Origin of the sequence: Geoglobus acetivorans, assembly GCF_039641995.1 — an archaeon.
Taxonomy (GTDB): Archaea; Halobacteriota; Archaeoglobi; order Archaeoglobales; family Archaeoglobaceae; genus Geoglobus; species Geoglobus acetivorans.
Genome location: NZ_CP087714.1, coordinates 629,590 through 642,116, shown reverse-complemented (window position 1 = coordinate 642,116; position 12,527 = coordinate 629,590). Strand labels below are relative to the sequence as shown.

Sequence of the window (12,527 nt, the reverse complement as noted above, 5' to 3'; positions counted from 1 at the left end):
CCCATTTTTTGAACGAATTTTTATGACCCCGAAAGAAGCTCTTGAGATTTCAAGGAGCGTTGCTGAAGAAATAGAGAGAGAAGTGAAAAAACTTTCAGGTACTTCTGAAGCTGGAGTGACAGTTGGTATCGGAAAGGATGGGACGCCCAGCAAGAAAATAGACGTCATAGCAGAGAAAATAGCCATTGAATATCTCCTACAGCACGATGTGAGGGTTGTCAGTGAGGAGGCAGGCGTGGTTGGTGAAGGCGATACATACGTCGCACTCGACCCCATAGACGGGACATTTAATGCGGTGAATGGTATTCCATTATATTCTGTAACACTGTGCTTTTCATCCTCTATAAAGCTCGAAGACACATTTTTCAGCTATGTGAAAAACCTTGCAACCGGTGATGAATACTACTCTGACGGAAGGTCATACAAAAACGGAGAGAGGATAAACGCCAGCGAGACTGAGAGGCTGGACTGCAACGCAATAGTTTACTATCCTGTTAGAAGATATCCATTCAGGAGGATGAGGATATTCGGCAGTGCCTCCTTAGAAATCTGCATGGTCGCCGATGGGTCCTTCGACTGCTTCATTGACCTGAGAAAATCGGAAAACGGGAGGGGGTATCTGAGGGTGTATGATATAGCTGCATCACTATTCATCGCCAAAAATGCAGGTGCAGAGATCACGGATCTGGACGGTGTCAGCATTTGGAAAAAAGAGATTTCCATGGAAGAGAGGTTCAGGGTTGTGGTTTCCGGAAAACCCCTGCACAAAAAATTGCTCGAGCTGTTATGAAAATCGGAATAGTTTACAAGTTTGACTCGGTTGAAATCGCCAGAGAAGTCGCAGAATTTCTCGAAAAATATGGATACCAGGCAGAACTGCACCACATACCATCATGCGCACTTGAAGACTGCGGCATGATCGTTACAGTGGGGGGAGATGGTACAATTCTCAGGACTCTGCAGGAACTGAAAAACCCACCTCCCATATTTGGCATCAATACAGGCAGGATGGGTATTCTGACTCATGCATCCCCGGAAAACTATGGCGCAGAGCTGCTCAGGGCTGCGGAGGGTAAACTCAGAATAGAGGAGTTCATGAGGATTGAGGCATCACATAAGGACGTGCGAGTTACCGCCCTGAATGAGGTTGCTGTTGTCTCCTCAGTTCAGGCAAGACTGATAGAGTTCGAGGTCTATGCAGATGGAGAGCTTATCGAGTCCATGAGAGCTGACGGGGCAATATTCTCGACACCCACAGGCTCGACCGCCTACTCGCTTTCAGCGGGTGGACCAATTATCGACCCCTACTCAGAGGCTATCTGCTTTACACCGATTTCACCATTCAGAATCGGATGGAGGCCCTGGGTGCTGTCCCCAGAAAGGCTGGTAAAGATAAGAATCTCGGAACTCAGAGATGCACTGGCAATAGCAGATGGAAACAAATCAATGGAGGTCGGAGCCGGGGAGGAAGTTATAATCAAAAAGTCTGAGAATCCAGCCAGATTTTTTGAAAAATCTTCGAGAATAACAGATATGGTAGCAAAAATGAGGTCAATGAAATGACCGACGTTTTCGGTGTCATAGGATTTCCGATTAAGCACTCTCTATCACCCGTTATGCACAATGCTGCACTGAAGCGTTTGAATTATGATGGGATCTACGTTCCTTTCGAAGTTAAACCTGAAGAGCTCGAAACAGCAGTTTCAGGCATGAAATCACTGAACATCAAGGGCATAAACGTTACTATCCCGCATAAAGAAAAAATCATCGAGTTTTTCAATCCGGAAAAAGAAGTTCAGGAAATAGGAGCCGCAAATACAGTGGATCTGAAAAGCGGGAAGTGTTACAACACAGACGTTTATGGAATACTTGAAGCAATTAACGCTGCAGAAATTGAAGTCAATGGGTTGAAAGTGCTGATTGTTGGGGCTGGTGGAGCTGCAAAAGCCAGTATTTACGCTCTCAGAGATACCAGCAGAGTTTACATAACCAACAGGACAGAAACGAAGGGCAGAGCGGTTGCCGGAAAATTCGGTGCTGAGTTCGTTCCATTACATGCTCTGGAAAGGCACAAATTCGATTTAATAGTCAACGCAACCCCACTGGGCATGAAGGGGTTCCAGAGCGCTATGCCCGTACCGCTGAGCCTGATCAAAAAAGCCCTTGCTGTGTTCGATATGGTCTACAACCCGCCATCCACACCACTGGTTTCGGCTGGCAGAAAATTTGGCTGCAGGATCGTCAGCGGGATTGACATGCTCGTATATCAGGGTGCCAGAGCATTCGAAATATTTACCGGACAGAAAGCTCCGGTCGATGTGATGAAAAAAGCTGTAATATCAGAGATCGAGAATATCGGATAGTTTCTGCTGTGTGGAGGTATTTATGTCAAAGTAATCTATAGAAGTTTTTCTCACGGAGTCAACATGCTCCGCAGGACAGTACACACCCATTCTCCAGTTCTGCATGTGTGCATTTTTCAGCGCCCTGACAAGAGGAGATATTTCCTCAACGGACACGAATTCCCCATTTACGTAAACAGGAATGTCATATTCCTCACTTCTGTATCCCGGCACATCCACTATGATCTCATGCTCATCCAGTCCGACAACTTCGGCAATTTCTCTCTCTGCCCTTTTTGTGTCAATCTTCTCTATGTTAATACCAATATCCTGTTTTGGAGCATATACTGCCCTCTTGTACAGTCTTCTGGAGTCAAGTCTCGAAACTATCTCCTTAGGAAATCCGCACGAGTTTCTCATTGCAGAGATTATATCATGATCATCCATTTCAACGAGTCTTCTGGGATCAAGCTCATTTTCTGAGATCATCCATTCTACGGCTTTCTCAAACATTTTTTTGGCAATTCTGCAAACGTGATGATGATATACGGCAGAATACATTAGATAACGGGAGATCAGCAGGCTTTCAATCGCCCTCACACCCTTTATGCTGACATAGACGTTTTCGCCATCGAAATCCAGCGTTTTAATGAGCCTGTCGAAATCCACTATCCCGTAAGCAACTCCTGTGTAGTGCGAATCTCTCATCAGATAGTCTATCCTGTCAACATCGATCACACTCGAAACCGGAGGTTTCAAAATACCTCTTGCAACATTTTTCCAATCCATTCCGTTTTCCTCGAGAATCTCCCTTATTCTGGAGTTCATCAGAATGTCCCTAACATCCTCATGCTCTTTTCCGAGATATTTCCTCACGATGCCCTCTCCGGAATGGCTGAAAGGGGCGTGTCCGATATCGTGGAGGAGGGCAGAGGCGAGGATCTCAGCATCATCGGTGAGCATTTTCGCTACATACAGCGTTCCTATGCTATGCTCAAATCGAGTGTGGTTGGCTCCGGGATAAACGAGATCCGCAAAGCCAAGCTGCTTGATCCTCCTGAGCCTCTGGAATTCAGGAGTGTCGATAATCTCTACCATCCAGTCCTCAAGCCTGATGGTGCCATGGACGGAGTCATGAATGTTCTTCACATCCAAATCTCGCATCGAAAATAGATTAAACTATCGCAGAATTTTTAAACCCATTCAGTAAGGCCTGAAAAGAGGGGGCCGTAGGGTAGCCTGGTTATCCTTCGGGCTTTGGGAGCCCGTGACCCGAGTTCAAATCTCGGCGGCCCCATTGCTCAAATCGTTTTGGGTTCAGGAATTTTTTTATGAGTTTTCGTCAATTCCTCAGACGAGGCTCCGGAAGGGTTGCCTTGCTGAATGAAATTTTAGCAAACTGCGGTGAAGATGAAAGATGACCCGGTTAGAAAGTTCTGGGAGTTATGGATGTTAAAAAACCATAGCCCCGCGGGGATTCGAACCCCGGTCGCCGGCTCCAAAGGCCGGCATGATTGACCGCTACACCACGGGGCTGCCATGGCTAGGTTGAGGTGCCGATTTTTATTGATTTTTGTTGAACCTAGCAGCTATCCGAAAACCCTCTCAGAGATTGCTATCTGTGCAATGCCAAAAGCGTATGCAGTGAAGCAGAATGGGCAGAAGTAGCTGTTAACCACAGCATACGTGCCGAGAAAGGCAATCCCAAAAATCCCGGAAAACCGCCAGAGGTCGATGTATATTTTATTTTTAAGATTCCCCCAGAAAATCACAAGTGAAAACACAAACCACAGCAGACCAAAAATCGCTGGCAGATGTTCCGGGACGAAGGGTATTCTGAGTGTGCCGCAGATATCAGTAAAACACGAGATGGAGTCTGCAAACAGAAGATATAGTGAGTCGGCAATCCCGGCAACACCGAGAACCACGCCCACACGTTTCATGTTACCCTGCCACATCATTCCTTCACCTCTATCCCTGCAGCTCTTGTGAGATTGAGGATCTGATCCTCTCCTACGAACAGATACCCCTTATTATCCTTGACCGCAAGAATGGTGGGAACTCCCGGGATCCGGACCTGCTTTGCGATCTCCAGACACTCCTGACTCAACGTATTTTCTCCGGCGGTGAGGTTGCAGAAAACAATATCATAGCTCTTAGCCATCTCGGTTACATAGGGTTTGACCTTCTGACAGTGAGGACACCAGTCAGCATAGAAATAATACATCTTTGCCCCCTCGAGGGCTTCCGGCTTTTGATTGCTGTATTCGCCTCCGGCGGATAGAAAGAGCATCATGGCAATCAGTACGCCTGACAAAAATGTAACTAAATACAAAACCGGCTTCTTTTTCATGAATCAAAAACGGAAAAGAAATATAATAAATCTTTCGCTAATCTGCCAGATGAGTCCTGAATTCGCTCGTTTCCCCAAAATCAAGGCTGTAACCGACTCCAGCCGTCTTTATGTAAAGCTTGGCAGAGACTTTTGCCACAGTTTTCTCTCCGTTTTTCACATGGGTTACCCACCATTCCGGAATCTTAGAATTATCAATCATGATTGGCACCTGCAGCTCAACAGATTCTCCCGGTTCGAGTGTTCTGGAAATCCTGGCCGTTCCCTGTCCCACAACCACATCATTCAATGTAATTTTGTATTCCAGCTTTTCAATATCAACTTTGGCCGGAGCATTGTTGATTGCTGTCCCCCTAACAAGTATCTCCGTGTATTCGCTGGTAACCTTGCCCCTCTCTGCTTTTATATCTTTGAGAGCGAATATCTCTCTTCCAGCTACAGCGATTGATCTGTCTCCGAAATCCATTCCGAAAATATTCGTTTCGAGATTCTGCTCCATCTCGACAGGATAGCGGTATTCAGTGACAAAAAGATTGATTACAGGAACTGCCTTTATCAGTATCGTGCTTTTTTCATCGTTGGCAAGATGACTGATCCAGAAGTCCTTTATCCTGTCGTTATCGATTTTTATGCTGAGAGTTATTCTGCTCGCTGATATTTTCTCAGCATTTCCGGACGCAATCTGAATTCCATTTACGAAAATGCTCGATTCCACATCCTTTAACGGAAGAAACGGAAGCGGATTGTCTATATCAATCCCCACAATTAGCTCGGAATAGTCGTTATTTACAGCACCCCACTTTTTATCGACGTTGGTTATTTTTGGTTCGATGCATCCGAAAAGAAATACTGCAGTGAGCAGAAGGAGGGCAGCCAGAACCTTCCTCATGAAATAAATTTACGTTGACCACCAATAAATATCTTCTGCCAGATATGTCGATGCTGGAAAACCCGGTAGAATTCCAGTAACAGTAAAGTTTTAATTATGCTCGTTGAAGCCAGAATCATGGGGTTAGAGGACTATTTTGAATTCAGGAAATATGGAACCGACATGCGAACAGAGGTTATTGCAGGGCTTACAACGTTCATGACAATGAGCTACATAATTTTCGTGAATCCACTGATCTTAAGTGATGCGATTGGAAAAGATGCAATACCGAGCCTTGTAACAGCAACTGCACTTTCAGCAGGTATAGCCACGATAATCATGGGACTGTATGCAAGAAAGCCATTTGCACTTGCTCCAGGAATGGGGTTGAATGCATATTTCACGTACGGTGTTGTGCTGGGAATGGGATACTCATGGGAGGTTGCTCTTGCTGCGGTTTTCGTTGAGGGTCTTCTGTTCATAGTGCTGTCCATTTCCGGAATCAGAACTGCAGTTATCAATGCCATCCCGCCGTCACAGAAATACGCAATTGGTGCTGGTATAGGTCTCTTCCTGACGCTCATAGGTATGAAGGCTGCAGGCATTGTTGTTGACAGTCCCGCCACACTCATAACCCTCGGTGCCGAAAACTTTGGAAAACCTGAGTTCTGGGTTGCAATGATTGGACTTGTTGTTGCGTTTCTCCTGATGGTCAGAAATATCCCCGGTGCGCTTCTGTTTTCCATCGTTGCTGCAACGATATTCGCTATAATTCTCGGTGTATCACCTGCACCGGAAAGTATAATTGCTCCCCCTACACTCGATAAAACGCTTTTCAAGCTCGATCTTTCAGGATTGCTGAGTGTGGGAGCAATAGGCGTTGTGTTCGCATTCTTCATGGTCGACTTCTTCGACACACTCGGAACGGTTGCCGGACTTAGCGCCAAAGCAGGATTCATGAGAGAGGATGGGAGCATACCGGACAGTGAGAAAATCCTGCTGACAGATGCTATAGGCACATCGGTTGGTGCGCTGCTGGGAACCTCAACCGTGACAACATACATAGAGAGCGCAGCAGGTATCGAGGAGGGCGGAAGGACGGGAATGACAGCACTTGTGGTTGGACTGATGTTCCTCGTGATCGGTCTCTTCGTCTCACCTATAGCGCAGGTTATCCCTGCACAGGCAACCGCCCCAGCTCTGATGATAGTTGGATTTTACATGCTGACGGTTGTTAGAGACATCGACTTTGATGATCTCACAGAGGCACTGCCGGCGTTCTTCGTACTTGTTACAATCCCATACACGTACTCAATCGCAGACGGTATTGGTGCAGGATTCATAAGCTATGTCATCCTGAAGGTCGTCGCGGGAAGATACAGAGAAGTACATCCGCTGATGTACGTGCTGGCACTGGTGTTCGCTGCCTACTTCCTGTATCTCGGCGGTGTGATTTAAACAACCCCTCTTTTCTTTTTTGTATTGACACGTAGTTATTATTATATACTCAATGTCCAATTTGGGGCATGGAAAAAATTAGGCTCGGGCTTGTTGTTGCGGAATTCAACAGAGACATAACATACATGATGGAGATTCTCGCAAAAGAACATGCTGAATTTCTGGGAGCAGAGATTTCCGAAATTCTCAGAGTTCCGGGTGTATTCGACATACCAATTGCGGTTAAAAAAATTCTTGAAAAAGGCAATGTGGATGCTGTGGCTACCCTCGGCAGCGTTATTGAGGGTGATACAGAACATGATGAGGTTGTTGCCCAGCACGCTGCAAGAAAGATTATGGATCTCAGCCTGGAGTACGGCATTCCCGTAACTCTCGGAATAAGCGGTCCTGGAATGGGAAGAATTGCCGCACAGGAAAGGATAGACTATGCCAAAAGAGCAGTGGAGGCAGCAGTAAAACTCGTGAGGAGGCTAAGAGAATATGAGCAGGGCTGATTTAATAAAGCCCTCTGCCACAATGGCCATATCCGACAAAGCAAAGGAACTCAGGAAACAGGGTAAGCCAGTCATAGACATGGGTGTTGGGGAACCGGATTTTACAACTCCCAGCCACATAGTCGAGGCTGCATGCAGAGCCCTGAAAGAGGGAAAAACCAAGTATGCTCCCGTTCAGGGCATACCTGAGCTTCGGGAGGCCATAGCAGAGAAAATGAGGAAAGAGAATGGAATAGATGTTCAGGAAAACAGCGTTATTGTTACGGCCGGAGCAAAGTATGCCATATACCTTGCAATGCAGGCTCTGATCGAACAGGGCGATGAAGTAATCCTGCTCGAACCCGCGTGGGTGAGCTATGAAGCAAGCGTTTTGCTTGCCGGTGGAAAGCCCGTCTTCGTCAAACACGATGACGACTTCAGAGATGTAAACATTGAAGATCAAATTACAGAAAAAACAAAAATGATCGTCGTAAATTCACCGAACAACCCCACGGGAGTAGTATACTCTAAGGAATTCCTGAAAAAAGTTGCAGATCTCGCAATTGATCATAATCTGTTCGTCATCTCAGACGAAGTATACGAAAAAATAATTTTCGAGGGAAAACACCGCAGCATCGCCTCGTTCGACGGAATGCACAGCAGAACCGTCACGATCAACGCACTCTCAAAAACATACTCCATGACAGGATGGAGAATCGGCTATGCTGTTGCAAGCGATGATGTAATCACAAAAATGAGAAAGATACAGTCACACTCAACGAGTTCTCCCACGACATTTGCACAGTACGCAGCGGTTGCCGCACTAAAAGGAGATCAAAAGTGTGTGGAAGACATGGTGTCAGAGTTTGGAAAGCGAAGAGATGTGCTGCTAAAAGGTTTGAAAAAGCTCGGTTACAGGTTTGCTCCACCCGATGGGGCTTTCTACGTATTCATGGACACAGGAATAAACGGCGAGGAGTTCTCGAAAAGATTTCTTGAGGAGTATTATGTGGCTGTAACACCCGGTACCGGGTTCGGAAAGAGCTACCCCACCTGGGTAAGAGTGAGCTATGCAACATCAATGGAGAACATAAGGGATATGCTCGTTCGTCTTGAAGAATTTCGAAACGCATATAACTGAAAATTAACTTACGAAGTAACAAAAAATTTTTTAAATCATCTAAAGAAGGAGGATTTGGATGGGTTCAATACTGCTGATAGGAGAGCCTGGCACAGGGAAAACGAGGCTGATCCTCAAGTACATGAAGTATTTTGACAGAGTTCTCTGGATTTCCACGACGGAAAGTGCGCCAACTGTAAGGAGGAAATTCAATAACCACAACTCAAACATCTGGATAGTTGATACGCACACCTGGGATCAGCAGGTGAAAACGACTCCGCAGGATATAATCGTCAACAACCCCCTAAACCTTAACGAGGTGAGCATTGCCATTGGCAAGGCTCTCGACAACCTAAAAAAGGATTATTTCGTTGTGTTCGATTCGATATCTGGTCTACTCCTCTACCACACGCCACAGAAGATAATACACTTCCTCAGAAATATAGTGGTGAGGATGGAATCGGATGGCAGCTCCGGAATATTCACCCTGGTTAAAAATGCTCATGACGTTCAGACCCAGACATCAATAACCCTTGTATTCCAGAACATAGTCGAACTTGAAAGACAGATAAACAGCGATTCTGTCAGAAGATTGATCAAAATAGTGAGAGCATCACAGTATGTTGAATCCGAGATTGGTGAGATGAAAATAACCAAGGATGATGTTGCCATCCCGGACGTTCTTGACCAGTTCATAAAAGCTCAGCTGGGAATAAGGTAATGATGGTCTCATTACTGCTGTCATACATCGCCGGAATAATAAGCATATTCTCACCCTGTGTTCTGCCAATGATTCCTGTAATATTTGCTGGTGCTCTGGGCAGCTGGAAGAGGAGCGTGGTTATTGTAACAGGAATGATTCTGTTCTTCATGCTCGCCGGCACACTGGCTTCGCTCCTTGGTAAGGTCAGTTTGATCAGATACCTCGCATACGCGGGACTTTTTGTATTTGGAGTTATCCTGGTGTCTGACGAACTTTACATGAAGTATTCTGCATTCACATCAAGATTTACCGGAAGGCTCAGAGTCCCCGCAGATTCGTTTCTGTTTGGAGCATTTCTCGGTCTGATATGGTCACCCTGCATCGGTCCAATAGTCGGGGCATTGCTCGGATTTAATGCAATCTCATCAGGAACGTTTGAGGGTACGATCTCGATGCTATTCTTTGGACTGGGCATAGCAACAGGGATAGCGATCATTCTGAAACTCGGAGAGAGAAGCAGGGTGTTCCTCAAATACGGAGAAAAGATAAGGAAAATCTCTGGTTACATTATCCTCGTCTTCCTCGCATTGCTGATAAGTGGAGTGTATCTTCAGATAGAGCTTTCTCTCTCAAGACTGATTCCTCTTTAACTCAACCTCCATGAAATCTCTCGCTATTTCCACGTTTGGAAATACCCTGCGTGCCTCCAGGAGGAGTGGTTCCGTATTCTTGGAGTACCTCGCACTTATGTGTGTGAGAATCAGCCTTCTGACGCCCGCCTCTTTCGCCACCTCGGCAGCCTTAAGAGCTGTTGAATGCTTTGTATACTCTGCCCATTCTGAAAGCTCTGAGGTGAAAGACGAGTCATGTATTAGAAGATCAGCATCCTTGGAAATCTCAACAAGCTTTTCAGTTGGTTTCGTGTCACCGGTGTAAACGATTTTCCTCCCCCTGACCATTCCATCCGTAACCATTTCAGGAGAGACCATTTTTCCCCTGAAAAAGACAGTTTCCCCGTTTGCCAGTTTTTTGTAGAGAGGTCCTGGAGGAATTCCCAGTTCCTTAGCCTTTTCTGGAGAAAATCTGAGAAAGCTATCTTCAATAACTGCATAACCCACACTGCTGACAATGTGGTCAGTTTTGAACGCCACAACGCTGAAATTGCCAAACCTCACAACATCACTATCTTTAAGACCAGTTACAACTATCCTAAAATCAAGGTTGTCATACCCAAACTCTCTGAAAAGCTTTCTGAGAAAATCAGGCTCCGGACAGTATATATGCAGGGGTTTTTCTCTCCCGTTAAGACTCATTGACTCAATCAGGCCAAAAAGACCGATGAAATGGTCAGTGTGCATGTGGGTTATGAAAACAGAGCTGATCGAGAACCCGGTTTTTGCAATCATCATCTGCCTCTGGGTACCTTCTCCACAGTCAAAGAGGAGCTTCTCCCCTCCAAACTGAACAAAAATAGATGAGGTATTCCTTTCAGGTGTGGGGACCGTACCGGAGGTCCCGAGAAAAGTGATTTTAAAATCCATAAAAATTAGCTTTCAAGAACTATCTCAATGTTCACGTCTTTTGGAACCTGGATCCTCATTATCTGTCTCAGCGCCCTCTCGTCCGCCGCGATATCTATCAGCCTCTTGTGAACCCTCATTTCCCAGTGATCCCAGGTTTCACTGCCTTCTCCATCGGGGCTTTTTCTTACAGGAACCACAAGCCTCTTTGTCGGCAGAGGTATTGGTCCGCTGATTTCCACACCGGTCTTTACTGCTATTTCTTTAATCTGTGAGCAGATCCTGTCCAGATCCTTGGGATTGAGACCAGAAAGTCTAATCCTCGCCTTGTAACCCTTTATTGCCATAACACTTCACCCAAAAAAGAAAAAAATGGGTTTAGCCTCTTGGCGTAACGTCGAGAACCATTCCCGCAGCTACGGTCATACCCATATCTCTGACGGCAAACCTGCCGAGTGGGGGTATGTCCTTGACCTTCTCGATAACCATTGGTCTTGTGGGCTGAAGCTTGACGATTGCTGCGTCTCCAGTCTTGAGGAACTGTGGGTTCTCCTCCTTGGCCTGACCGGTTCTCGGATCAAGCTTCTTCTGCAGCTCAACGAACTGGCAGGCAACCTGTGCGGTGTGGGCGTGAACAACAGGTGTGTAACCAACAGTGATTGCAGTGGGGTGCTGCAGGACAACAATCTGAGCGGTGAAGTCCCTGACCACTGTAGGTGGATTGTCTGGGTGACCCGCAACATCTCCTCTCCTGACATCGTTCTTGCTGACACCTCTCACGTTGAAACCGATGTTGTCACCTGGCTCTGCCTGCGGAATTGACTCGTGGTGCATCTCAATGCTCTTAACTTCTCCGGTTACACCAGCAGGATTGAAGATAACCTTGTCTCCAACCTTCAGGATACCGCTCTCAACTCTCCCGACAGGAACGGTACCGACACCACTGATTGAGTAAACGTCCTGAATCGGAATTCTGAGTGGCTTGTCAACAAGCTTCTCTGGTGGCTTGAGTGCATCAAGTGCCTCAAACACAGTTGGACCATTGTACCAGGTTGTTCTTTCACTCTTCTTAAGGATGTTGTCTCCATTGTAAGCAGATGTCGGAATGAATGGAATTTCGTCGACCTTAAATCCAACCATCTTGAGGATCTTCGATACTGCCTCCTTACACTTGTCGTACTCTTCCTGCTTGTAGTCAACTCTGTCCATCTTGTTGATGAGCACAATTATCTGGTTGATGCCCAGTGTTCTTGAAAGGAACACGTGCTCCTTGGTCTGCGCCTGTACGCAGTCAACAACATCGACAACGAGGACAGCTGCATCAGCCTGTGATGCACCGGTGATCATGTTCTTGATGAAGTCTCTGTGACCTGGTGCGTCGATAATTGTGATCTCATACTTGTTTGTCTTGAACTTCCTGTGAGCGACATCGATTGTAATACCTCTTTCTCTCTCTTCCTTGAGCTTGTCCATAACCCATGCAAACTCGAATGTTGCCTTACCCTTCTCCTGTGCCTCCTTCCTGTACTTCTCTATAATGTGCTCTGGGATCTCTCCAGCCTCGTAAAGAAGCCTTCCAACCATTGTTGACTTTCCATGGTCCACATGCCCTATAATTACGACGTTGATGTGTTCCAACTCCTTTGCCATATATTCCACCTCCTTCTCAGAACAAAAAAATTAGAGGGTT

Annotated in this window: 15 protein-coding genes and 2 tRNA genes; 9 read left to right on the top strand and 8 right to left on the bottom strand. The window is 46.2% G+C overall.

From position 1 onward, the window contains the following. Positions 1-22: 22 nt before the first annotated feature. From LPQ35_RS03740 to aroE, 3 genes are read left to right on the top strand one after another with little or no spacing between them, the layout of a single operon-like run. The gene (locus LPQ35_RS03740) at positions 23-790 is read left to right on the top strand and encodes an inositol monophosphatase family protein (RefSeq protein ID WP_193805826.1); all 768 of its coding nucleotides are present in this window, start codon (positions 23-25) and stop codon (positions 788-790) included. Then, the gene (locus tag LPQ35_RS03735; RefSeq protein WP_193805828.1) at positions 787-1,563 is read left to right on the top strand and encodes an NAD(+)/NADH kinase; all 777 of its coding nucleotides are present in this window, start codon (positions 787-789) and stop codon (positions 1,561-1,563) included. The genes LPQ35_RS03740 and LPQ35_RS03735 overlap by 4 nt, the downstream gene beginning before the upstream one ends. Continuing rightward, positions 1,560-2,363 (top strand): shikimate dehydrogenase, encoded by an 804-nt coding sequence (gene aroE, locus LPQ35_RS03730; protein ID WP_193805831.1) that lies wholly within the window; start codon positions 1,560-1,562, stop codon positions 2,361-2,363. Before LPQ35_RS03735 ends, aroE begins: the two co-directional genes overlap by 4 nt. Here the strand turns inward: aroE and LPQ35_RS03725 are convergent. Further along, complete coding sequence (locus LPQ35_RS03725; RefSeq protein ID WP_203218928.1) at positions 2,340-3,506, bottom strand: HD domain-containing protein; 1,167 nt, start codon at positions 3,504-3,506, stop codon at positions 2,340-2,342. The two genes, aroE and LPQ35_RS03725, sit on opposite strands and share 24 nt — an antisense overlap. Positions 3,507-3,565: 59 nt before the next feature. Between LPQ35_RS03725 and LPQ35_RS03720 the strand changes: the two genes are divergently transcribed. Then, positions 3,566-3,639, top strand: a tRNA-Pro gene (locus LPQ35_RS03720). Positions 3,640-3,805: 166 nt separating this feature from the next. Here LPQ35_RS03720 and LPQ35_RS03715 read toward each other — a convergent pair. The 4 genes from LPQ35_RS03715 to LPQ35_RS03700 all read right to left on the bottom strand — a co-directional run bounded on the left by LPQ35_RS03715 (position 3,806) and on the right by LPQ35_RS03700 (position 5,584). Next, positions 3,806-3,878 (bottom strand) — tRNA-Gln (locus LPQ35_RS03715). A 53-nt stretch (positions 3,879-3,931) separates the two neighbouring features. Next, entirely contained in the window at positions 3,932-4,303 is a 372-nt protein-coding gene (locus LPQ35_RS03710; protein ID WP_193805834.1) for a hypothetical protein, read from the bottom strand. Next, positions 4,300-4,695: a thioredoxin domain-containing protein gene (locus LPQ35_RS03705; protein ID WP_193805836.1), complete on the bottom strand. Its 396-nt coding sequence runs from the start codon at positions 4,693-4,695 to the stop codon at positions 4,300-4,302. The genes LPQ35_RS03710 and LPQ35_RS03705 overlap by 4 nt, the downstream gene beginning before the upstream one ends. A gap of 37 nt (positions 4,696-4,732) precedes the next feature. Then, positions 4,733-5,584 carry an LEA type 2 family protein gene (locus LPQ35_RS03700; RefSeq protein ID WP_193805839.1) on the bottom strand — a complete coding sequence of 284 codons (852 nt, stop codon included), beginning with the start codon at positions 5,582-5,584 and terminating at the stop codon, positions 4,733-4,735. A 96-nt stretch (positions 5,585-5,680) separates the two neighbouring features. On the opposite strand from LPQ35_RS03700, the gene LPQ35_RS03695 reads away from it, so the two are divergent. The 5 genes from LPQ35_RS03695 to LPQ35_RS03675 all read left to right on the top strand — a co-directional run bounded on the left by LPQ35_RS03695 (position 5,681) and on the right by LPQ35_RS03675 (position 9,967). After that, positions 5,681-7,021, top strand: a complete 1,341-nt coding sequence (locus LPQ35_RS03695; RefSeq protein ID WP_428832252.1) for an NCS2 family permease — start codon at positions 5,681-5,683, stop codon at positions 7,019-7,021. Positions 7,022-7,089: 68 nt separating this feature from the next. Then, positions 7,090-7,515, top strand: coding sequence for a 6,7-dimethyl-8-ribityllumazine synthase (gene ribH, locus LPQ35_RS03690; RefSeq protein WP_048092316.1), 426 nt, complete (start codon positions 7,090-7,092; stop codon positions 7,513-7,515). Next, a complete protein-coding gene (locus LPQ35_RS03685) occupies positions 7,502-8,635 on the top strand; it encodes an aminotransferase class I/II-fold pyridoxal phosphate-dependent enzyme (RefSeq protein ID WP_193805840.1) in 1,134 nt (377 codons plus the stop codon). Before ribH ends, LPQ35_RS03685 begins: the two co-directional genes overlap by 14 nt. 58 nt (positions 8,636-8,693) lie before the next feature. Continuing rightward, positions 8,694-9,335: a DUF7504 family protein gene (locus LPQ35_RS03680; RefSeq protein WP_193805841.1), complete on the top strand. Its 642-nt coding sequence runs from the start codon at positions 8,694-8,696 to the stop codon at positions 9,333-9,335. Then, the gene (locus LPQ35_RS03675) at positions 9,335-9,967 is read left to right on the top strand and encodes a cytochrome c biogenesis protein CcdA (protein WP_193805842.1); all 633 of its coding nucleotides are present in this window, start codon (positions 9,335-9,337) and stop codon (positions 9,965-9,967) included. Before LPQ35_RS03680 ends, LPQ35_RS03675 begins: the two co-directional genes overlap by 1 nt. Here the strand turns inward: LPQ35_RS03675 and LPQ35_RS03670 are convergent. From LPQ35_RS03670 to tuf, 3 genes are read right to left on the bottom strand one after another with little or no spacing between them, the layout of a single operon-like run. Then, on the bottom strand, positions 9,947-10,858 hold the full coding sequence (locus LPQ35_RS03670; protein WP_193805843.1) for a ribonuclease Z: 912 nt from the start codon (positions 10,856-10,858) through the stop codon (positions 9,947-9,949). The genes LPQ35_RS03675 and LPQ35_RS03670 overlap by 21 nt on opposite strands. Before the next feature lie 5 nt (positions 10,859-10,863). Beyond that, on the bottom strand, positions 10,864-11,184 hold the full coding sequence (gene rpsJ, locus LPQ35_RS03665; protein WP_048092325.1) for a 30S ribosomal protein S10: 321 nt from the start codon (positions 11,182-11,184) through the stop codon (positions 10,864-10,866). A gap of 31 nt (positions 11,185-11,215) precedes the next feature. Continuing rightward, positions 11,216-12,487 carry a translation elongation factor EF-1 subunit alpha gene (tuf, locus tag LPQ35_RS03660; RefSeq protein ID WP_048092327.1) on the bottom strand — a complete coding sequence of 424 codons (1,272 nt, stop codon included), beginning with the start codon at positions 12,485-12,487 and terminating at the stop codon, positions 11,216-11,218. Positions 12,488-12,527 lie beyond the last annotated feature (40 nt).